20 protein-coding genes are annotated in these 18,022 nt (G+C 68.7%); 11 read left to right on the top strand and 9 right to left on the bottom strand.

The annotated features are described in order from the left end of the window. Positions 1–30: 30 nt before the first annotated feature. A complete protein-coding gene (locus tag LDO13_RS14135; RefSeq protein WP_224047322.1) occupies positions 31–690 on the top strand; it encodes an NAD(P)H-binding protein in 660 nt (219 codons plus the stop codon). Here the strand turns inward: LDO13_RS14135 and LDO13_RS14130 are convergent. Continuing rightward, on the bottom strand, positions 687–1,871 hold the full coding sequence (locus LDO13_RS14130; RefSeq protein ID WP_224047321.1) for an ROK family protein: 1,185 nt from the start codon (positions 1,869–1,871) through the stop codon (positions 687–689). The two genes, LDO13_RS14135 and LDO13_RS14130, sit on opposite strands and share 4 nt — an antisense overlap. Before the next feature lie 101 nt (positions 1,872–1,972). Between LDO13_RS14130 and LDO13_RS14125 the strand changes: the two genes are divergently transcribed. The 5 genes from LDO13_RS14125 to LDO13_RS14105 all read left to right on the top strand — a co-directional run bounded on the left by LDO13_RS14125 (position 1,973) and on the right by LDO13_RS14105 (position 7,034). Beyond that, positions 1,973–3,679: a glycoside hydrolase family 13 protein gene (locus LDO13_RS14125; RefSeq protein ID WP_224047320.1), complete on the top strand. Its 1,707-nt coding sequence runs from the start codon at positions 1,973–1,975 to the stop codon at positions 3,677–3,679. Positions 3,680–3,774: 95 nt separating this feature from the next. Further along, the gene (locus LDO13_RS14120) at positions 3,775–4,692 is read left to right on the top strand and encodes an aldo/keto reductase (protein ID WP_263422173.1); all 918 of its coding nucleotides are present in this window, start codon (positions 3,775–3,777) and stop codon (positions 4,690–4,692) included. Positions 4,693–4,932: 240 nt separating this feature from the next. Further along, positions 4,933–5,796 carry a CoA ester lyase gene (locus LDO13_RS14115; RefSeq protein ID WP_224047318.1) on the top strand — a complete coding sequence of 288 codons (864 nt, stop codon included), beginning with the start codon at positions 4,933–4,935 and terminating at the stop codon, positions 5,794–5,796. Positions 5,797–5,820: 24 nt separating this feature from the next. After that, positions 5,821–6,771 (top strand): DUF2797 domain-containing protein, encoded by a 951-nt coding sequence (locus LDO13_RS14110; RefSeq protein ID WP_224047317.1) that lies wholly within the window; start codon positions 5,821–5,823, stop codon positions 6,769–6,771. A 38-nt stretch (positions 6,772–6,809) separates the two neighbouring features. Further along, positions 6,810–7,034 carry a DUF3188 domain-containing protein gene (locus LDO13_RS14105; protein WP_224047316.1) on the top strand — a complete coding sequence of 75 codons (225 nt, stop codon included), beginning with the start codon at positions 6,810–6,812 and terminating at the stop codon, positions 7,032–7,034. Here the strand turns inward: LDO13_RS14105 and LDO13_RS14100 are convergent. Next, positions 7,024–8,685, bottom strand: coding sequence for a SulP family inorganic anion transporter (locus LDO13_RS14100; protein WP_224047315.1), 1,662 nt, complete (start codon positions 8,683–8,685; stop codon positions 7,024–7,026). The genes LDO13_RS14105 and LDO13_RS14100 overlap by 11 nt on opposite strands. After that, positions 8,682–9,059 carry a metalloregulator ArsR/SmtB family transcription factor gene (locus LDO13_RS14095; protein WP_224049794.1) on the bottom strand — a complete coding sequence of 126 codons (378 nt, stop codon included), beginning with the start codon at positions 9,057–9,059 and terminating at the stop codon, positions 8,682–8,684. Before LDO13_RS14095 ends, LDO13_RS14100 begins: the two co-directional genes overlap by 4 nt. Positions 9,060–9,217: 158 nt before the next feature. On the opposite strand from LDO13_RS14095, the gene LDO13_RS14090 reads away from it, so the two are divergent. From LDO13_RS14090 to LDO13_RS14075, 4 genes are read left to right on the top strand one after another with little or no spacing between them, the layout of a single operon-like run. Beyond that, positions 9,218–9,700 (top strand): MaoC family dehydratase N-terminal domain-containing protein, encoded by a 483-nt coding sequence (locus tag LDO13_RS14090; protein WP_224047314.1) that lies wholly within the window; start codon positions 9,218–9,220, stop codon positions 9,698–9,700. A gap of 2 nt (positions 9,701–9,702) precedes the next feature. Beyond that, positions 9,703–10,140 (top strand): MaoC family dehydratase, encoded by a 438-nt coding sequence (locus LDO13_RS14085; protein WP_224047313.1) that lies wholly within the window; start codon positions 9,703–9,705, stop codon positions 10,138–10,140. A 16-nt stretch (positions 10,141–10,156) separates the two neighbouring features. After that, a complete protein-coding gene (locus LDO13_RS14080; RefSeq protein ID WP_224047312.1) occupies positions 10,157–11,434 on the top strand; it encodes an MFS transporter in 1,278 nt (425 codons plus the stop codon). Positions 11,435–11,486: 52 nt separating this feature from the next. Then, complete coding sequence (locus LDO13_RS14075; protein ID WP_224047311.1) at positions 11,487–12,554, top strand: UDP-N-acetylmuramate dehydrogenase; 1,068 nt, start codon at positions 11,487–11,489, stop codon at positions 12,552–12,554. A gap of 23 nt (positions 12,555–12,577) precedes the next feature. Here the strand turns inward: LDO13_RS14075 and LDO13_RS14070 are convergent, their stop codons facing one another. Next, on the bottom strand, positions 12,578–13,066 hold the full coding sequence (locus LDO13_RS14070; protein ID WP_224047310.1) for a hypothetical protein: 489 nt from the start codon (positions 13,064–13,066) through the stop codon (positions 12,578–12,580). A 69-nt stretch (positions 13,067–13,135) separates the two neighbouring features. Between LDO13_RS14070 and LDO13_RS14065 the strand changes: the two genes are divergently transcribed. Further along, positions 13,136–14,242, top strand: a complete 1,107-nt coding sequence (locus LDO13_RS14065; RefSeq protein WP_224047309.1) for a winged helix DNA-binding domain-containing protein — start codon at positions 13,136–13,138, stop codon at positions 14,240–14,242. 17 nt (positions 14,243–14,259) lie between these two features. Here LDO13_RS14065 and asd read toward each other — a convergent pair whose 3' ends face one another. From asd to LDO13_RS14040, 5 genes are all read right to left on the bottom strand, one after another. Further along, a complete protein-coding gene (gene asd / locus LDO13_RS14060; RefSeq protein ID WP_224047308.1) occupies positions 14,260–15,402 on the bottom strand; it encodes an aspartate-semialdehyde dehydrogenase in 1,143 nt (380 codons plus the stop codon). Positions 15,403–15,486: 84 nt separating this feature from the next. Beyond that, entirely contained in the window at positions 15,487–15,888 is a 402-nt protein-coding gene (locus LDO13_RS14055; RefSeq protein WP_224047307.1) for a hypothetical protein, read from the bottom strand. Beyond that, positions 15,875–16,528: a hypothetical protein gene (locus LDO13_RS14050; protein WP_224047306.1), complete on the bottom strand. Its 654-nt coding sequence runs from the start codon at positions 16,526–16,528 to the stop codon at positions 15,875–15,877. The genes LDO13_RS14055 and LDO13_RS14050 overlap by 14 nt, the downstream gene beginning before the upstream one ends. Positions 16,529–16,537: 9 nt before the next feature. Beyond that, positions 16,538–17,650, bottom strand: coding sequence for a WXG100 family type VII secretion target (locus LDO13_RS14045; RefSeq protein WP_224047305.1), 1,113 nt, complete (start codon positions 17,648–17,650; stop codon positions 16,538–16,540). Between the two features lie 150 nt (positions 17,651–17,800). Beyond that, on the bottom strand, positions 17,801–18,019 hold the full coding sequence (locus LDO13_RS14040; RefSeq protein ID WP_224047304.1) for an NF038396 family protein: 219 nt from the start codon (positions 18,017–18,019) through the stop codon (positions 17,801–17,803). Positions 18,020–18,022: the final 3 nt, after the last annotated feature.

Raw genomic sequence — 18,022 nt, 5'->3', positions numbered from 1 at the left:
GCGACGGGGCGCGTGGGACAGAATGGGTCCATGACGCGAATCGCAATCATTGGCGGCCACGGCAAAGTGGCTCTGGAACTGTCCCGCATCCTGGCCGAGGAAGGACTGGACGTTACGTCATTCATCCGCAACCCGGACCACGGGGCGGACGTCGAGGCCACCGGCGCCATGCCCGTGGTCCTGGATGTTGAACATGCGACGACGGCGGACATCGCCGAGGCGCTGAGGAACCACGACGCCGTCGTCTGGTCGGCCGGTGCCGGCGGTGGAAGCCCGGAGCGCACTTATGCCGTGGACAGGGACGCCGCCATCCGGTCGATGGACGCGGCGGCCGCGGCCGGCGTCGGGCGCTACATCATGGTGTCCTACTTCGGAGCCGGCCCCGATCACGGTGTCCCCGAGGACCACGGGTTCTTCGCGTACGCCGAGGCCAAGGCGGCCGCCGACGCATACCTGCGTGGAACGGACCTAGCTTGGACCATCCTGGGGCCCGGAGCGCTCACCGACGGGCCCGGCAACGGACTGGTCGACGTCGACCCCGCGGACGACTCCGGGAAGCGGGACACGGCCCGCGCCAACGTTGCCCTCGTCGCGGCGGCCGTGCTGGGCCTGCCCTCCACGGCCGGGCGCACCATCGAATTCCGGGACGGGGACCTGCCCATCGCCGCCGCCCTGGAACCGGTAAGCTAACCCCGAGCCAGCTCCAGCTCCAGGGCGTTTGCCTCGACGTAGTCCAACGCGTGCCGGACGGCGCCGACCGTGACAATCGAATCGCCCAGGGGCGAGACCGTCACGCGCGGGGGTGTTGCCGTGTAGCGGGGGAGCAGTGCCGTGATGCCGGGGAGCAGTGCCCCCGCCGATTCAGCAACAGCGCCGCCAATCACCACCAGCTCGGGATTGATGAAACTCGACACGGAGGCGATGACCCGGGCCATCCGGTCAGAAATCCTGTCGAGGATGGCCAGTGCGGCGGGATCCCCGGCGGCGGCGTCCTCAAAGACGCGCCGGGCGCTCGCCTCGCCGCCCCCGGCGGGACCGCCGCCGGCTGCGGACCACTGCCGGGCCAGGCTGGCGATGCCATCGCTGGAGCCGACGCCCTCCACAAGGTCCAGGTAGCCCATTTCACCGGCCGCGCCACCGCGGCCGTGCAGCAGCCGCCCGGACTCCAGCACGCCGGCGCCCAGCCGTTCACCGGCCAAGAGCACCACCAGGTCGTCGACGCCGGCGCCGGAACCCCGCCAGCGTTCGCCCAGGGCGGCAAGGTTGGCATCGTTCTCCAGAAGTACTGTCCAGCCGTGGAGTTCCTGAAGCGCCGCGCGGAGCCCGACGTCGAACAGGCTCCAGAAATGCTGCGTCCCCAGCACCTTGCCGTCGCGGTCCACCGGAGCGGCGATCCCCGCCCCCACGGCCAAGACCGCGCCCGGACCGGTCCCGGCTGCCGCCAGCGCCGAGCGGCACGCACGGTCGACGACGTCGGTCCGCTCCTCGGCGGGGATGTCCGTGGCCCGGAAGCTTTCGCTGGAGCGCCCGACGACGGTGCCGCGGAGGTCCGCGACGGCCGCCGTAGTGGTGGCGGCGCCGATATCGATGCCCAGCACGAAACCTGCCGTCGCATTGAGCGCGAAGCGCCGGGCGGGACGTCCCTTGCGCGGGCCCAGGGGCTGTTCCTCGGTGCGGGCGTCCAGCTCGCGGATCCAGCCGCGCCGGATCAGGTCCTCGCAGACGGCAATGACCGAGGCCCTCGTCAGTCCGGTCCGGGTCATCAGCTCGGTGCCGGTGGCCACCTCCGTGGTCCGGATGACGCCGAGCACGGACTGGGCATTCACCCGGCGCAGCAGCTGGGGGGTGGCGGCGGCTGCCGTCGGCTTCAAATGTTGACCTCTCCCGGATCCGGACCCATAATTGTTCAGGCAATATATTTAGCTTGTATCTAAATTACCAGAACCCCAGTTCCGAGCCCGGAGGATCCCCCTTGTCCAACACCGCCACGCTGGCAACCCTGTCCGGTACCGATCTCGCCGCCGATCCCAACTGGTGGCGGCAGGCCTCCGTGTACCAGATCTACCCGCGCAGCTTCTCCGACTCGAACGGCGACGGCCTCGGCGACATCAAGGGCATCACGGCGAAGGTTCCCTACCTGAAGGAACTCGGGATCGACGCCGTCTGGCTCAGCCCGTTCTACCCCTCGGCCCTCGCCGACGGCGGCTACGACGTCGACGACTACCGCGACGTCGACCCCAAGCTCGGCACGCTGGAGGACTTCGACGAGATGTCCGCAGCCCTGCACGCCGCAGGCATCAAGCTGATCGCGGACATCGTCCCGAACCACTCCTCCAACCGCCACATCTGGTTCCAGGAGGCCTTGGCGTCGCCCCGCGGCTCGGATGCGCGTGAGCGCTACATCTTCCGGGACGGCAAGGGCGAGAACGGCAAGATCCCGCCGTCGGACTGGGAATCCGTCTTCGGCGGCCCGGCCTGGGAGCGCATCACCGAACCGGACGGCACCCCCGGCCAGTGGTACATGCACATCTTCGCCAAGGAACAGCCGGACCTGAACTGGTCCAACCGCGAAATCCGCGACGACTTCCTCAAGACCCTGCGCTTCTGGTCCGACCGCGGCGTGGACGGCTTCCGCGTGGACGTTGCGCACGCCCTCACCAAGGACCTCACCGAGCCGCTGCTGTCCAGGGTCGAACTGAGCGAGGCCAACAGCGGCACTGACGGCTTCGACGACGGCTCGCACCCGTTCTGGGACCGCGACGAGGTCCACGAGATCTACGTCGAATGGCGCCAGGTCTTCAACGAGTACAACCCGCCGCGCACCGCCGTCGCCGAAGCCTGGGTCCACGCCAGCCGCCGCGGCCGCTACGCGAGCCCGGAAGGCCTGGGCCAGGCGTTCAACTTCGACCTCCTGCAGGCCGACTTCGACGCCGAGGAATTCCACGAAATCATCACCCGCAACCTGGCCGAAGCCACCGAGTCCGGCGCGTCCTCCACCTGGGTGTTCTCCAACCACGACGTCGTCCGCCACGCCACGCGCTACGGCCTGCCCAAGGGCGGCGGCAGGCACGCCAAGGGCCAGGACGGCAAGGGCTGGCTCCTGGCCGGCGCCCCGGCCGAGGAGCTCGACGTCGAACTCGGCCTGCGCCGTGCCCGCGCGGCCACCCAGCTGATGCTCGCCTTGCCGGGCTCCGCATACCTCTACCAGGGCGAGGAGCTCGGACTGCAGGAAGTCGCGGACATCCCGGACGCCGAGCGCCAGGACCCGACCTTCTTCCGGAACAAGGGCGTGGAGATCGGCCGGGACGGCTGCCGCGTGCCGCTGCCCTGGGCCGCGGAGGGCACTTCCTTCGGCTTCGGCGACGGCGGCGCGCACCTGCCGCAGCCGGCCTGGTTCGGCCGCTACGCCGTCGCGGCAGAGGACGGGGTCGAGGGGTCCACCCTTGAGTTCTACCGCCGGGCACTGAAGCTGCGCCGCGAGCTGCAGACCTCGGAAGAGCTCGAATGGCACACCGCGGCAAGCCCCGACGTGCTGCACTTCGGCCGCCCCGGCGGCTGGCAGACCGTAACCAACTTCGGTGACATGCCCGTCGAGCTGCCCGCCGGTGAGGTGCTGCTCAGCAGTGGACCCCTGGACGGTAACCTCCTGCCGGGCAGCACCACCGTCTGGCTGCGATGAGCGCCACGGACGAAAAGACGGAAGCCGGCCATCCGGCCCAGGAACTGAGCCCTGCCCAGAAGCTGAACCCTGCCCAGGAACTGATCTACGGCTGCATGGGCCTGGGCGGCAGCTGGTCGCCGGAGCCGTACTCGTCCGCGCACGTGGACGAGGCGGCTGCCGCCGTCGACGCTGCCCTTGATGCGGGCATCACCCTCTTCGACCATGCCGACATCTACCGTGCCGGCAAGTCCGAGGCGGTGTTCGGCGAGGTGCTGGCCAACACCCCGGGACTGCGCGAGCGCATCAGGCTGCAGACCAAGTGCGGCATCCGGGTAAACGAGCAGGGCATGGAGGGGTTCTACGACCTGAGCCGGGACGCCATCCTGGAACGCGTCAACCAGAGCCTCGGCCGGCTCCGCACGGAGTATGTGGACGTGCTGATGCTCCACCGCCCCGACCCGTTGATGGACCCCGCGGAGGTTGCCTCCGCCGTCGGGCAGCTGATGGCGGAAGGCAAGGTCCGGGCGCTGGGCGTGTCCAACATGTCCGGGGCGCAAATCGAGGTCCTGCAGGACCGGCTCGAGACCCCGGTGGTCGCCAACCAGCTGGAAATGAGCCTGCTCAAACGCGCCTGGCTGGAGAGCACGGTGCTGGTCAACCACGCCGAGGGAACTGACTACAGCTTCCCGCACGGCACCGTGGAGCACTGCGTCCGGCACGGGATCACCCTGCAGGCCTACGGCGCCCTGGCCCGGGGCCTCTACACCGGGGCGCCGGCCCCGGCGCCGTCTGCGGCGGAGGAAGCGACCACCGGGCTCGTGGCGCAGCTGGCGGCGGAGAAGAAGACCACCGGGGAAGCGATCCTGCTCGGCTGGCTGATGAAGCACCCGGCCGGCATCGCCCCCGTGATCGGCACCGCCAATCCGGACCGCATCCGCGCCTGCGCCGACGCGGCTGCGGTGGCTGCATCCATGACCCGGACCGAGTGGTACGGGCTCTGGGTGACGGCGCGGGGCAGCAACATCCCGTAACGCTCCGGCACCCACCCAACAGGCTGGCCGGCAGTTGAGGCCCCGATTCTGCGTAATCCGGGGCCTCAATTGTCCGTCCGCTGTCAGTACCCGGCAGGAAAGCATGCGCGAGTAATGCCAAACCTCCATGGCTGCCGCGGGCGCGCTCAGCTGAGCGGGAACGTGATTTTGGTCGTATTGGTCGCTTCCGCGGGCCGGAATACTTCGCGGGAGACACCCCGGAACGGCTAGCGTAGATACATGACCTCCACCACCACCGCCGGGACCGTCCGGCCTCAACGCAACATTCCGGCCGAAATCGCCCGCTCCTGGCTGCTCGTGAACGCAATGAAGACCGAACTCTTCGACCAGTCGGCCATGTCCCGCGCGGACGCCATCATCCTGGACATCGAAGACGCGGTGGACCCCTCCCAGAAGGACGCGGCCCGCGCCAACGTCGTGGACTGGCTGACCGCCGGCGGCAGCGCCTGGGTCCGGATCAACGACGCCACCAGCCCCTTCTGGGCCGACGACCTCGCCGGGCTCCGCGGCACCCCCGGCCTGCTCGGTGTGATGCTCGCCAAGACCGAATCCGCTGACCAGGTCACCGAAAGCTTCCACCGCATGGACGGCAAGACGCCGGTCATCCCGCTCGTCGAGTCCGCCGTCGGCATCGAGGAAGCCAACAACATAGCCAAAGCCCAGGGTGCGTTCCGGCTCGCCTTCGGCTCGGGCGACTTCCGCCGTGACACGGGCATGGCCGCCACCCCGGAGGCCATGTCCTACCCGCGCGCCAAGCTGGTCGTGGCCAGCCGCGTCGGCAACCTGCCCGGCCCCATCGACGGCCCCACGGTCGGCACCAACCACCCCATCCTCCGCGAGCAGACCGGCATTACCGTCATGATGGGCATGACCGGCAAGCTCTGCCTCGCGATCGACCAGACCCACGTCATCAACGAGGTCATCAGCCCCACGCCGTCCGACGTCGCCTGGGCCACTGACTTCATGGCCGACTTCGAGGCCAATGGCCGCGTCATCCGCGACGGCTCGGACCTGCCCCGCCTGGGCCGCGCCGAGAAGATCATGAAGCTCGCGGTAGCCTTTGGGGTGCAGCCGGCCCTCTAGCCGGTCCCTAACCAAGGAGACCCCGTGACCGATACCCGCTATCTGGTCCACGGGGTCTTTTGGGATGCCGAGCCGGGCGCAGCGGCGGAGGCCGGCCCGTCCGGCGGCGGGCACCCGGTGATGCGCCTGCAGGACCCCGACGGCGGCTGGACGGACCTGGCCATCGGTGCCGGCACCCGGCTGGGCTTCCGCCTCGCGGCGGCGGGGAAGCACTGCCTGGGGCACCACAAGGTCCACGGGCCCGCGGACCGGGACCACGTCCTCTGCCCGGCCCGGGCGCAGGCCGTCAGGGGCAGCCAGTGCGAGCGGTGCTTCGTGGTGGATGATTCGCGGCTTATCCACGACTTCCACCGCGGCGGACGCGTGCCGCCCGGGCTGCGCGCCTACCTGATGCAGCCGCACTGGCTGTACGTCGCCACCTTCGCCGGCGGCGCCAGCAAGGTCGGCACCGCCGCGAACCTGCGGAAGTGGAAGAGGCTCGCCGAACAAGGCGCCGTCGTCGCCCGCTACGTCGCCCGAGCCGACGACGGCCGGGTGGTCAGGATCCTCGAGGACATAGTGACCCGCGACGCCGGCCTTCCGCAGCAGGTCCGGTCTGCAGCCAAGGCCGCAGCCCTGACCGGGCCAGCCCCCGCCGTCGAACTGGATGCCCTGAACAGCAGGCTGGCCGCGGGCGCCCGCGAGTTGTTGGCCGGCGTCGGGGGCGGCGGTTTTGGGGTCGTCGACGAGCCCTGGCTGCGGCCGGGGTTCTCTGATGCGGCGTGCGCGCCGGCGGCACGGCACGCCTACCCGCACGAGCTCAGCGCGGGAACCCACGGGTTCCGGATCGACTCGCTGAGCGGCAGCATCGCACTGGCCAGCCTCGACGGCGCCGACCTTGAGTTTGTCGTCAACCTCGGGCAGCTGAAGGCCCGGACCATCGAGCTCGGCGACCACGGCACGGACGTTCCGGCGGTCCAGGAGTCCCTGTTCTGAGCGGCAACCCGCAACCGGCGGCCCGGTAGACTGGCACGGTGCTGAAAGAATTCTGGGACTCCGCGCCAACCACCTACAAGGTGCTGGTTTTCAGCGCCATGGGCCTGCTCGGCGTCGGGATCGTCCTGAACCTGATCGGCAACAGCTCGGGCAACCAGGACCTCGCCGTCGCCTCGCTCGCCGTGATCGGCCTCGGCCTGGTGCTGCACATCGCCGGGATCGTGGTCCGCGGCCAGACGATCCGCAAGAACCTCAAACGCTAGCAGCCGCATTCCGGCGCACGTGGCTGCGGGCATGCTCCACGGCCTCGGGCAGGGACGTAAACAGGTGCTTGTGGTGCCGCAGCGAGCGGATCACCCCGACGTTGGTCACCAGCTCAAGGTGTTGCGGCTGGACGCCCTTGAGCAGGACCGTCACCCCGCGCAGCTCCAGCGCCGAAATGACCTCCACCAGGGTGTGGGCCCCGGTGGCGTCGAGCATCCGCACCTGCGAGAGCCGGATGATGGCCACCTGGATGTCCCTGACTTGGCTGATTTCCTGCAGGACGCGTTCCGCGGCACCGAAGAACATGGCCCCGTCCAGCCGGAAGATCGCGATGTGTTCGTCCCCCTGCAGGCGTGCTCCCGGGATCTCCTCGCGCTTGACCCCGCTGAGCGAGGCGAACTTCCGCAGCGTGAAGAGGGCCGCGGCGACAAGCCCGATCTCGATGGCCACGATCAGGTCAAAGGCCACGGTGATGAGGGCCGTCAGGACGAACACGAAAGCGTCGGCGCGCGTGGAGCGCAGGACGGCGGTCACCGTATGCAGCGAGACCATCCGGGTGGCCGTGACCATCAGGATGCCGGCCAGGACCGCCAGCGGGATCTTCCCGACCAATCCCGCCGCCAGGTAGATGATGGCCAGCAAAACCAGGGCGTGCACAATGGCGGACAGCCTGGTCCTCGCTCCGGAGCGTACGTTGACGGCAGTCCGGGCGATGGCGCCCGTGGCCGGCATCCCGCCAAACAACCCCGCCGCGACGGAGGCGAGGCCCTGCCCGGTGAGCTCCCGGTCCGGGCTGTAGGTCCCGGAGGGCCTGCCGTCGGGGCCGACCATGCCGGCAGCCACCCGTGCGGAGAGCAGGGATTCAATGGCGGCCAGCATCGCGATGGACACCGCAGGCATCAGAAGCCCGCCCAGAGCCGCAGGGTCGAGCGCCGGCACCGACGGTGCGGACAGCGAATGCGGCAGTTCCCCGATCCGGGGGATGTCCAGCTGAAGCAGCTCCGCGGCCACGGTGGCCAGGAGCACCGCAACCAGGCTCGCGGGCAGGGCCTTGTTGAGCTTCGGAAGCAGGAGCATCACCGCCGCGACGACCGCCACGATGCTCAACGTCTGAAGCACGGTTGGCAAGGTTGCCCGGGAGGCGGCCTCGACGGCGGCCAGCACGGTGTTGTGGCCTGGTATCCCCTCGGTTCCGGTGGCCATCGGGACCTGCTGGAGAAAAATGATTGCAGCGATGCCGAGGGTGAAGCCCTCCACCACGGGCCACGGGATGAAGGCCACTGCCCTGCCCAGTCCGCTGATGCCCAGGATGACCACCATGAGCCCAGCCAGCAAGGAGACCAAGGCGATGCTGCCGGCGCCGTGGACGGCGACCACCGGGGCCAGCACCACCACCATGGCGCCGGTGGGACCGGAGACCTGGACGTGCGAGCCGCCCATGGCAGCCGCCACCAGGCCGGCCACCACGGCGGTGATGAGTCCCGCTTCGGCGCCGACGCCGGAACTCACCCCGAAAGCCAGCGCCAGCGGCAACGCCACGATGCCCACGGTGATGCCAGCCAGCAGATCCGTTTTCCAGGAGGAACGGAGCCCGTCGTAGTCACGGCGGGACGGCAGGAACCGGCGGAGGTGCGCCAGGGCGGCGCTCATGACTCGGAAGCGCTGAGATGTTCGCTGGGCAGTCCCTGTGCGAGCTTGAGCTGTTCATTGGAATCGGCCAGGCTGTCGAGGAGGAATGTCCGGGCGATGGCCAGCAGCTCGGCGATCTTCGGATGCGCCAGCCGGTACGTCACGGCGTTGGCGGACCGGGACGAGGTCACCACCCCATGGCGGCGCAGCGTGGCGAGGTGCTGGGAAAGGTGCGACGCTTCGAGACCCGTCTCGGCCAGCAGGTGGCTGACGGGCGCCGAGTGGTCCGGCGCGGCCGACAGCAGCTCAAGGACCCGGATCCGCGCCGGGTGGGCGAGGGCCTTGAACAAGTTGGCCTTGATCTCGTACAAGGGGGTCTGGGCTGCTGAAATCATCACTGCCTGTGCTTTCTCATCGCCGCAACTCCGGGATCGGCACTCCGGGATCGACGGTGAATTGATGAAATGATGTTTTCATCATACCGCAGGTCGTCATTCTGTTCACCCCCGTCATCGTCGCGGGCCGCCCGGCGGCGTGGCGATAGGCTGGATCCATGACTATCAATCCGGACCTGCAGGGGCGCAGCTACCCTGCCGCAGAGGTGTACGACGTCGGCCGAGAGAAGATCCGCGAGTTCGCCCGCGCAGTCAAGGCCACCCACCCCGCCCACTTCGACGTGGAGGCCGCCGCAGCGCTGGGGCACAGCGATGTCGTGGCGCCGCCGACCTTCGCGATCATCGTCGCGCAGCGGGCCGACGCCCAGCTGATCGAGGACCCGGACTCCGGCATCGATTTCTCCCGGGTGGTCCATGCGGACCAGCGGTTCATCCACCACCGGCCGATCGTGGCCGGGGACCGGCTGGTCGCCGAACTCCACGTCGACGGGGTCCGCGCGATGGGCGGCGGCGCCATGATCACCACCCGCTCGGAAATCTTCGCACTCACCGCAGGGGCAGACGCGGGCGCCGGAAACGATTCGCGTGAGGCCGTCGCCACAGCCACCTCATCCATCCTGGTCCGCGGAGAGGGACAGTAGCCATGACACCCACATTCTCGGAACTCACGGTCGGCCAGGACATCGGCAGCCGCAGCATCGACGTCACCCGCACGGACCTCGTCAAGTACGCCGGTGCCTCCGGCGACTTCAACCCCATCCACTGGAACGAGGCTTTCGCCACCAGCGTGGGACTGCCGGGCGTGATTGCCCACGGCATGTTCACCATGGGCTCCGCCGTCCAGCTCGTTACCGACTGGGCCGGCGACCCCGCCGCCGTCGTCGATTTCCAGACCCGCTTCACCAAGCCGGTCCCGGTGGCCGACACCACGGGAACCCCGGACGCCGGCGCCGTGATCGAGATCAGCGGAACCATCGGGGCGCTCGACGCCGAGGCAGGCACCGCCCGCGTTGACCTCACGGTCCTCTCGGGCGGCCAGAAGGTGCTGATGAAGGCACAGGCCGTCGTCAGGCTGGCCTGACCAGCGTGGCGACCCAATGAGCGTCAGCACGGGCCAGGCCGCGGAGGTGACCCACTGGCGTAACGCCGTCGTGGCCGCCTACGCGGTCAGCGGCATCGCCTTCGCCACGTGGGTGTCCCGGCTGCCGGCCATCCGCGACGGGCTGGACCTCACCCCGGGGAACATCGGGCTGCTGCTGCTGTGCATGACACTGGGGTCCTTCATCTCGGTCTCCGCGTCGGGGCTGATCGTGCTCAGGTTCGGCTCGAAGCAGACCATCCGGATCGGCAGCATCATGGTGGGCACCGGACTGGTCCTCGCGGGCCTTGGCACCTCCGTGCTGGTCAACCCGCTCGCCGTCGCGGCGGGACTGGCCGTGATCGGACTCGGCACCGCCAGCTGGAACACGGCCTCCAACGTCGAGGGTGCCGCCGTGGAGCGCGCCGTCAACCGGCACATCATGCCCCGGCTGCACGGCGCCTTCAGCCTCGGCACCGTGGCCGGCGCCGCGGCCGGCGCCTGGGCCGCGGGCGCCGGCGTGCCCGTCGTCTGGCACTTCGGCGCCGTGGGCGTGCTGGTCGCGGTCTCCGTGGCCACCGCCGCCTCCTGGTTCCGCGCCGACATCACCCCGGTGGAGGGCCGCCACAGTTTCAAGCCGGACAGGCCCGATACGTTCGAGGATCCCTCCACCGGGCCGATCCCGGTCATCCGTCCGGCCACGGACCGGCCCGATGAACCGCTGGACAACAAACGCCAGATCGCCCAGGCCTGGCGGGACCGCCGGACACTCCTGCTGGGCGTCCTGGTGCTGGGCCTCGCCCTCGCTGAGGGCGCGGCCGGGGACTGGGTGGCGCTCGCGCTCGCCGACGGCCACGGCCAGTCCGACGCTGCGGGCGCCGCGGGGTACGGGCTTTTCGTCACGTTCATGACCGTGGGGCGCTTCGCCGGCACGGTGGTGCTGGACCGCTTCGGCCGCGTCCCCGTAATGCGCTGGTGCGCGGCCCTGGCCGTAGTGGGCCTGGGCCTGTTCGTCTTCGCGCCGGCGCCCTGGTTGGCCTATGTGGCCCTCGCGGTCTGGGGCCTGGGCGCGTCGCTGGGCTTCCCGGTGGGCATGTCCGCCGCCGCGGACGATCCGGTTAAGGCGGCCGCCCGGGTCTCGGTGGTGTCCACGATCGGCTACGGCGCGTTCCTCTGCGGCCCGCCCCTGCTGGGGCTGCTGGCGGAGCATGTCGGCATCCTGCACTCGCTGCTGGCCGTCATGGTGATGCTGGTGGTCAGCTTCCTGCTCTCCCCGGTGGCCCGGAAACTCACCTGACTGCGCTGGTGCTGCTTAGGGGAGCGCAGCGGAACCGGGCTAGGCTGGACGGGTGACCCAGACTCTGCTTTCCGCCCTGACCACGGCCGCCGTCGGCGGCCCCGCCGGCCGTTTCATCGAGGCCCGCACCGAGGCCGAGATCATCGACGCCGTCCGTTCCGCGGACGCGGCCGGCGAGTCGCTGCTGATCATCGGCGGCGGCTCCAACCTGCTCGTGTCCGACGACGGGTTCCCCGGCGCCGTCCTGAAGATCGCCTCGGAGGGATTCACCGTCAGCGCCGAGGACTCCTGCGGCGGCGTCGCCGTCGTTGTCCAGGCCGGCCACAACTGGGACGCCCTGGTGGAGCACGCCGTGCGGCACGCCTGGTCCGGCATCGAGGCGCTCTCCGGCATCCCCGGCGCCACGGGTGCAACCCCCGTCCAGAACGTCGGCGCCTACGGCTCGGACGTTTCCCAGACCATTGCCGCCGTGCGCACCTGGGACCGGCACCGCAACACTGTGCAGACGTTCACCAACTCGGAGCTGAAGTTCAGCTACCGCGATTCGATCCTCAAACAGACCACCGTGAACGGCTCCCCGCGCTATGTTGTGCTCACGGTCGAGTTCCAGCTGCCCGTGGGGCGGATGAGTGCCCCCGTACGGTACGCCGAGCTCGCCCGGGCGCTAGGCGTCGAGACCGGCCAGCGGGCCTATGCCAACGATGTCCGGCGCGAGGTGCTCCGGCTCAGGGCATCCAAAGGCATGGTGTGGGACGCTGCGGACCGGGACACCTATTCCACCGGTTCCTTCTTCACGAACCCGATCGTGCCGGCAGACGTGGCCGCCGGGCTGCCCGAGGGTGCGCCGCGGTACCCCGGCGGCGCCGACGGGCTGACCAAGCTCTCCGCGGCCTGGCTGATCGACCAGGCCGGCTACGGCAAGGGATTCGGGCTCGAACCGGACAGCGTATCCGGCGGCCGGGCCTCGCTGTCCACCAAACACACCCTGGCCATCACCAACAGGGGATCGGCCAGCGCGGCGGACCTGCTGGCGATCGCGCGTGAGGTGCGCCGCGGCGTCGTCGAACGCTTTGGGATCGAACTGCATCCGGAACCGCTGCTCATCGGCATTGAGCTCTAAGAGGCAACACTTCTGCCGGGACGTCAGTTCCTGCCGCGGTGCCGGGAGACTTTGCTGAACAGCATAAAGGTGAAGCCGGACGCCGCAGCGCCCAGGAAGAACACCTGGCAGAACGCCACGGACTGGGCGCTGGGCCCGCTGCGGAGCACCAGGCCGGCGAGGGCGAAGACGACGGCCCCGGCCAGCAACGCCAGCGAGCCGAGCAGGAAACTCTGCACGGTGTCCGGGAACTCCGAGGAGTCCAGGCGGTCGCGTGCGTCGTGTGCTTCTCCGGAGCCCCTCACGGGCGGACGCGGCTGTACCGAGGCAGCCGTGACGAAGCTTGTCACTGCCACGGCCATGGACGCCACCGCCACGACCTGCAGCGTGCTCATCATGGGCGAGAGGCGCGTGCCGCTGGCAATGGCAATGGCGAGCCCGGCGGTCATGCCGGCCGCGCTGGAAGCCCAGCCCAGCAGGGCCAGCCTCCTGCTCAGCGGCCGCAGCAGCGGCCACATCTCACTCATGGTCATCCAATAAGGGTAGGGAGTCCGGCTGGAAGGCGGCTGGGAACCAACCGTCAGGAGCCCTAGCATGGGTGCATGAGAGCAACGGGGCGTGTCCGGCTCAGCCGGGGGATCCTGGGCCGGCTGCGGCTGGCCTCGCAGGGCCTGGCCGGGTCCGGGTTCCGCAGCGTCGCGGCAGCAGTGCGCTGGATGACTGCCATGCAGGCGCAGGACCTGCAGGCCTCCCTCTGGGCTGTCGGCCAGCGGGTCCCTGGTTCCCGGGTGGCCGATGTCCGCAGCGCCCTTGACCGGGGGGAAATCGTCCGCTCCTGGCCGATGCGCGGAACACTGCACCTGCTGGCTCCCGAAGACCTGAAATGGATGCTGGCCATTACCTCCGACCGGCTGATCCGGGGCATGGCCGGGCGCCACCGGGAGCTCGACATCGATGCCGCGGACGTCGATGCCGCGGCGGACACCGCGCTGCAGCTGGTCTCCGGCGGGGCGGCCGCCAGCCGGGCGGAGCTGTTCCAGGCCTTCGAACAGGCGGGCCAGTCCACGGCCGGCCAGCGCGGCATCCACCTGCTGGGGATGCTGTGCCAGCGGGGCTGGCTGGTGCAGGGCCCGCTGGCCGGCAACCAGCAACTCGTCGTGGCCTTCGACGACTGGATCACCGAGTCGCGCGTCCTGGACCGTGCGGACGGCATCGCCGAGTGGCTGCTGCGCTATCTGCGCAGCCACGGGCCCGCCACGGAACGCGACTTTTCCTGGTGGTCCGGCATCCCCCTGACCGAGGTCCGCACGGCCCTGGCCCGGGTGTCGGACCAGCTGGTGGAGTTGAAATTCGAGGGGACCAGCTACTGGCTCTCCCCGGAGACTGCGGCGCTGCTCGACGACGGAGTCCCGGCCGGCCGGCTGGTGCTGGCATTGCCGGGATTCGACGAGTTCCTGCTCGGCTACACGGACCGGGCGCTCGTGCTGCCGCCGGAGCATGCGGACAAGATCGTGCCGGGCGGCAACGGGGTCTTCCGGAAGACAATCGTTGCCGGCGGCCAGGTCGTCGGCACCTGGGACGTGTCCCGCAGCGGAAAGGCCGCGGTGGTTGTCCCCGAGCCCTTCGACGACGTCAACGGGCTGCGGCCTGCCGCCCAAAGATCGTTCGAGCTGCAGGCCGCAAAGTACCGGAGATTCCTCGGCACCTGACGTGGGTCGTGAATCCCCTAGAGGGCGCCGGTCGCGATGTTGAGCATGCGGCGGAGCGGTTCGGCCGCGCCCCACAGCAGTTGGTCGCCGACCGTGAAGGCGCTGATGTACTGCGGTCCCATCTCCAGCTTGCGGATGCGGCCCACGGGGATGTCGAGGGTGCCCGAGGCGGACACCGGGGTGAGGTCCGCCATGGACGCGTCCTTGGTGTTGGGCACCACCTTGGCCCACTCGTTGTCCGCGTCCAGGAGCTTCTCGATCTCGGCGACGGAGAGGTCTTCGCGGAGTTTGAGCGTAAGCGCCTGCGAGTGCGAGCGCATGGCGCCGATCCGGATGCAGAGACCGTCCATGATGATGTGCTCGTCGCCGGAGGTGCCGAGGATCTTGTTGGTCTCCACCCCGGCTTTCCACTCTTCCTTGGACTGGCCGTTGCCGAGGTCCGCGTCGATCCAGGGGATCAGCGAGCCGGCCAGCGGGACGCCGAACTGCGAGGCATCGATGTCGGTGCGCTGATGGGCCAGGACCTTGCGGTCAATGTCCAGGATGGCCGACGCCGGGTCGTTCAGTTCCGAGCTGACCTCTGCGTTGAGCGTGCCGAACTGGTTCAGCAGTTCGCGCATATGCCGGGCGCCGCCGCCGGAGGCAGCCTGGTACGTCATGGACGTGCCCCACTCGACGAGGCCGTTCTTGAACAGCCCGCCGAGGCCCATGAGCATGCAGGAGACGGTGCAGTTGCCGCCGATGAAGTCCTTGGTGCCGTTGGCGAGACCCTTGTCGATGACGTCGCGGTTGATCGGGTCGAGCACGATGATCGAATCGTCGTTCATCCGCAGCGTGGACGCGGCATCGATCCACAGGCCGTCCCAGCCGCGGCTGCGCAGCTCGCCGTGGACCTGTTTCGTGTAGTCGCCGCCCTGGGCGGTCACGATAATCGGCAGCTTGGCAAGGGTCTCGACGTCGAACGCGTCCTCGAGCTTGCCGGCGTCGCCCCCGGCAGAACCAGCGAAGGCGGGGGCGGCACCTCCCGCGTTCGAGGTGGAGAAAAATACCGGGTTGATGTTGGCGAAGTCGCCCTCTTCCTGCATGCGCTGCATCAGGACGGAGCCGACCATGCCACGCCAACCGACAAGTCCAACGGACGGAGTAGCTGCTGTAGTCATGCGCCCAGTTTAGACTTTGCCGGCCCCGGGGCGCAGTCGGTTACGTCACGGCCCGGTCCAACCGGCGCTGGTCCGGTTGTGGGACTAGCCGACCGGCCGGGGCAGGTTGCGGGCCCTGCGCAGCTTCTCCGCCTTACGTTCCTTGAGGTAGCCAGCCCAGCTCGCGATCAGCGGTATCTGGATCACCAGAAACATCCACCAGGTGCGTCCAAGAATGTCCCACTGACCAGTGATGGCGATTTGCGCCAGACCGTACAGCATCCCGCCGAAGGCGAGCGTGATCAGGATTGCCAGGAAGAGCAGGCCCCACGACGAGTTCACGGGCTTGATGATGCCGCCGCCGTCATCTTTGCGGACGCCGTATTCCTCGTCCGTGTAGGTGACCAGCTCGCCGTCCTCGGAGAGGCGGTGACGTACCCGTTCCTCCGGGGGGCGGCCGGGCTCGTAACCCGGTTCCTGGGGCACGTCGGGGCTACGCCTGGCCACGCGAGTCCTCAATGGCGCGCAACAGTCCTGAGTCGTCCAAGCCTTCGGTTTCAGCGACTTCGTCCGTGGCGAAGTCGGGGATGCCGGTGGCCCACGAGTCCTCGCCGCGGCGGACCAGCAGGTGCTTCTCCGTGTCGAGGGTCTTGAAGACCAGGTACGCCGTGCCCCCGGGATTCTGCTCGACATGCAGGCGGACCACGCGGAGGGTGGCCTCTGCCGAACTGATGGCGGCGTCTTGGGCGAAGACGAACCAGGTCCCCAGCACCCGGGGTTGCAGCATCAAAGCAACCTCCGGCGCTTCGACCAGCACGACGTTATCCATGCTGTCTTTGGTGAGCAGGGAGAGCTCAGTCCAGCGCGTCGCGTGCCCGAGGGCGGTTGCGACGGCCGCCGCCACCCCCTTCACGCCGAGGTCGCCGTCGTCATCGACCGTCGCCAGGTCCCTGGCGATCAAAGATGACGCCCCGGCTGTGGACAGTGTGTCGTCGTCCACGAGTTCCTCCGCGCGGAAAACACTGACCGACCGATCGCGGACCGGACCTTCGAAGACATTCAGCAGGTAGGCGAATTCGCCCACCCCGAAGCCGATGACATCGACCCCGAGCTGGGGCTCCTGGGTCGTCTCGTCCTGCATGGTCATGTGAGTCTCCTAATCCCCGAAGCCAAAGAACTTAGCCACGGACTTGCCGGCATCCTTGATGTTGTCGGCCGTGTCGCTGACAAATTTGCCGGGATCCTTGACGGCGTTGACGATGCCTTCACCGACGTTCTTGCCGACGCTGCTGATCGTGTCCCAGTTCTCGTAAACGGCGATGCCGACACTGGCAACCTGGCAGACCGTACCGGCCGGAGGCGGCAGGAAGCAGCCGACGCCAAGACCGGCCTTGAAGGCGCTGCCGAGGCCCCCTTCGATGTCCCCTTTTGCAAAACTTTGAACTGAGTCATAGGCGCTGAACCCCACCCCGGCCCAGCCGAGGCCACGGGCCAGCCCTGCCTTTCCGAGCCATTCGTACTTCTTGCCTTCGAAAAGCCAGGATTTTTCGGCAGTAAGGCTCGCGACCTTGTTCAGCGGGCCGAGGAATTTATCCAACGGTCCCTTGATGTCTTGCAGGTTCTTCAAAGAAGCGACGTCAGACGCCTGATCGATCAGCTTCATGGTCCTGCTGCTCTTGGCGGACTCCTTGAGTAGTCCGTCGAGGGCCTTGTTGCCCGGGGTGTTCTGCCATAAGTGCCGCGTGTCGAAGGCAGGGCCGCCGAGCCGGTGGCGGCCCTTCGTGAGCATCGACTTCACGAGTTCGGCTCGCCGGTTCTTCAGGACCCAGCCGTACTGGCCAAGATGCTTTGCCAAGGTGAGCGGGGCCTTGATGTTCTTCTGGACTCCCATGAAGTTCCGGAGGATACCGAGCCCGGCAGCCCCTCCCAGGAGTGCCCAGTTCCCCTGCGAGCCCGGCGCGCCCGGAATTCCGGGGCCGCCGCCGGCCGCCGCGGCCGCGTTGCTGGCTTTCTCCTGCTGCTCGGCGTGGGTCATCAGCCGCTTGGACTCCGCCTTGAGAGCGAGCGCGGTCTTCTGGATCAGGGCGCGGTGGCTGCTGTTCCACTCGGACGTGAAGCGGGCGCCGTCGGCACCCTTCCAGGACGTGTTGCCGTTGATGGCCGATGTCAGGGTGGTGGACTGCTGCAGCAGCGTCTCGGACGTCTTGCCGAACTGTTGCGCAAGTGTCCGCAACTGGGCGACGTCGGCGCCCCACAAGTTTCCTGCCATTGCGGCGTCCCCCTTTTACGTGCCTCAGCCTAACCGGCTGGGATCAAGACCTGGTGCATTCCCGTGTGAGTATCTAACCGGCACCAATGTAGCCGGAACCGCGGCGCCGGGCGATGGGTTGATCTCCCCATCACCCGGACCAGGCCGGGCTCACTCGCCGGTGCGCTCCGCGAGCAGCGCGTGCTTGCGCCTTCTGAGCGCGAAGAACGCCCCGAAGGCGAACGCCTGGGTGACCACCACGAGCACGATTGCCCCGACGATCTTGTTGCCGCCGAGGATCATGGTCAGCCCCACGATCGCGGACAGCAGCGCCAGCAGCGGAAGCAGCATGTAGCCAAGGACGAAGAGGGTTTCGGGTTTCTTCAGCATTCC

Origin of the sequence: Arthrobacter sp. NicSoilB4 (assembly GCF_019977335.1) — a bacterium.
Classification (GTDB): Bacteria; Actinomycetota; Actinomycetes; order Actinomycetales; family Micrococcaceae; genus Arthrobacter.
This window is presented reverse-complemented; position numbering and strand designations above follow the sequence as displayed.

Excerpts from the sequence above, each read along its gene's own strand:
- LDO13_RS14135 (WP_224047322.1), top strand. The coding sequence starts at position 31 with ATGACGCGAATCGCAATCATTGGCGGCCACGGCAAAGTGGCTCTGGAA.
- LDO13_RS14120 (WP_263422173.1), top strand. The coding sequence starts at position 3,775 with ATGGGCCTGGGCGGCAGCTGGTCGCCGGAGCCGTACTCGTCCGCGCAC.
- LDO13_RS14115 (WP_224047318.1), top strand. The coding sequence starts at position 4,933 with ATGACCTCCACCACCACCGCCGGGACCGTCCGGCCTCAACGCAACATT.
- LDO13_RS14100 (WP_224047315.1), bottom strand. The coding sequence starts at position 8,685 with ATGAGCGCCGCCCTGGCGCACCTCCGCCGGTTCCTGCCGTCCCGCCGT.
- LDO13_RS14095 (WP_224049794.1), bottom strand. The coding sequence starts at position 9,059 with ATGATTTCAGCAGCCCAGACCCCCTTGTACGAGATCAAGGCCAACTTG.
- LDO13_RS14090 (WP_224047314.1), top strand. The coding sequence starts at position 9,218 with ATGACTATCAATCCGGACCTGCAGGGGCGCAGCTACCCTGCCGCAGAG.
- LDO13_RS14085 (WP_224047313.1), top strand. The coding sequence starts at position 9,703 with ATGACACCCACATTCTCGGAACTCACGGTCGGCCAGGACATCGGCAGC.
- LDO13_RS14080 (WP_224047312.1), top strand. The coding sequence starts at position 10,157 with ATGAGCGTCAGCACGGGCCAGGCCGCGGAGGTGACCCACTGGCGTAAC.
- LDO13_RS14070 (WP_224047310.1), bottom strand. The coding sequence starts at position 13,066 with ATGACCATGAGTGAGATGTGGCCGCTGCTGCGGCCGCTGAGCAGGAGG.
- LDO13_RS14065 (WP_224047309.1), top strand. The coding sequence starts at position 13,136 with ATGAGAGCAACGGGGCGTGTCCGGCTCAGCCGGGGGATCCTGGGCCGG.
- asd (WP_224047308.1), bottom strand. The coding sequence starts at position 15,402 with ATGACTACAGCAGCTACTCCGTCCGTTGGACTTGTCGGTTGGCGTGGC.
- LDO13_RS14050 (WP_224047306.1), bottom strand. The coding sequence starts at position 16,528 with ATGACCATGCAGGACGAGACGACCCAGGAGCCCCAGCTCGGGGTCGAT.
- LDO13_RS14045 (WP_224047305.1), bottom strand. The coding sequence starts at position 17,650 with ATGGCAGGAAACTTGTGGGGCGCCGACGTCGCCCAGTTGCGGACACTT.
- LDO13_RS14040 (WP_224047304.1), bottom strand. The coding sequence starts at position 18,019 with ATGCTGAAGAAACCCGAAACCCTCTTCGTCCTTGGCTACATGCTGCTT.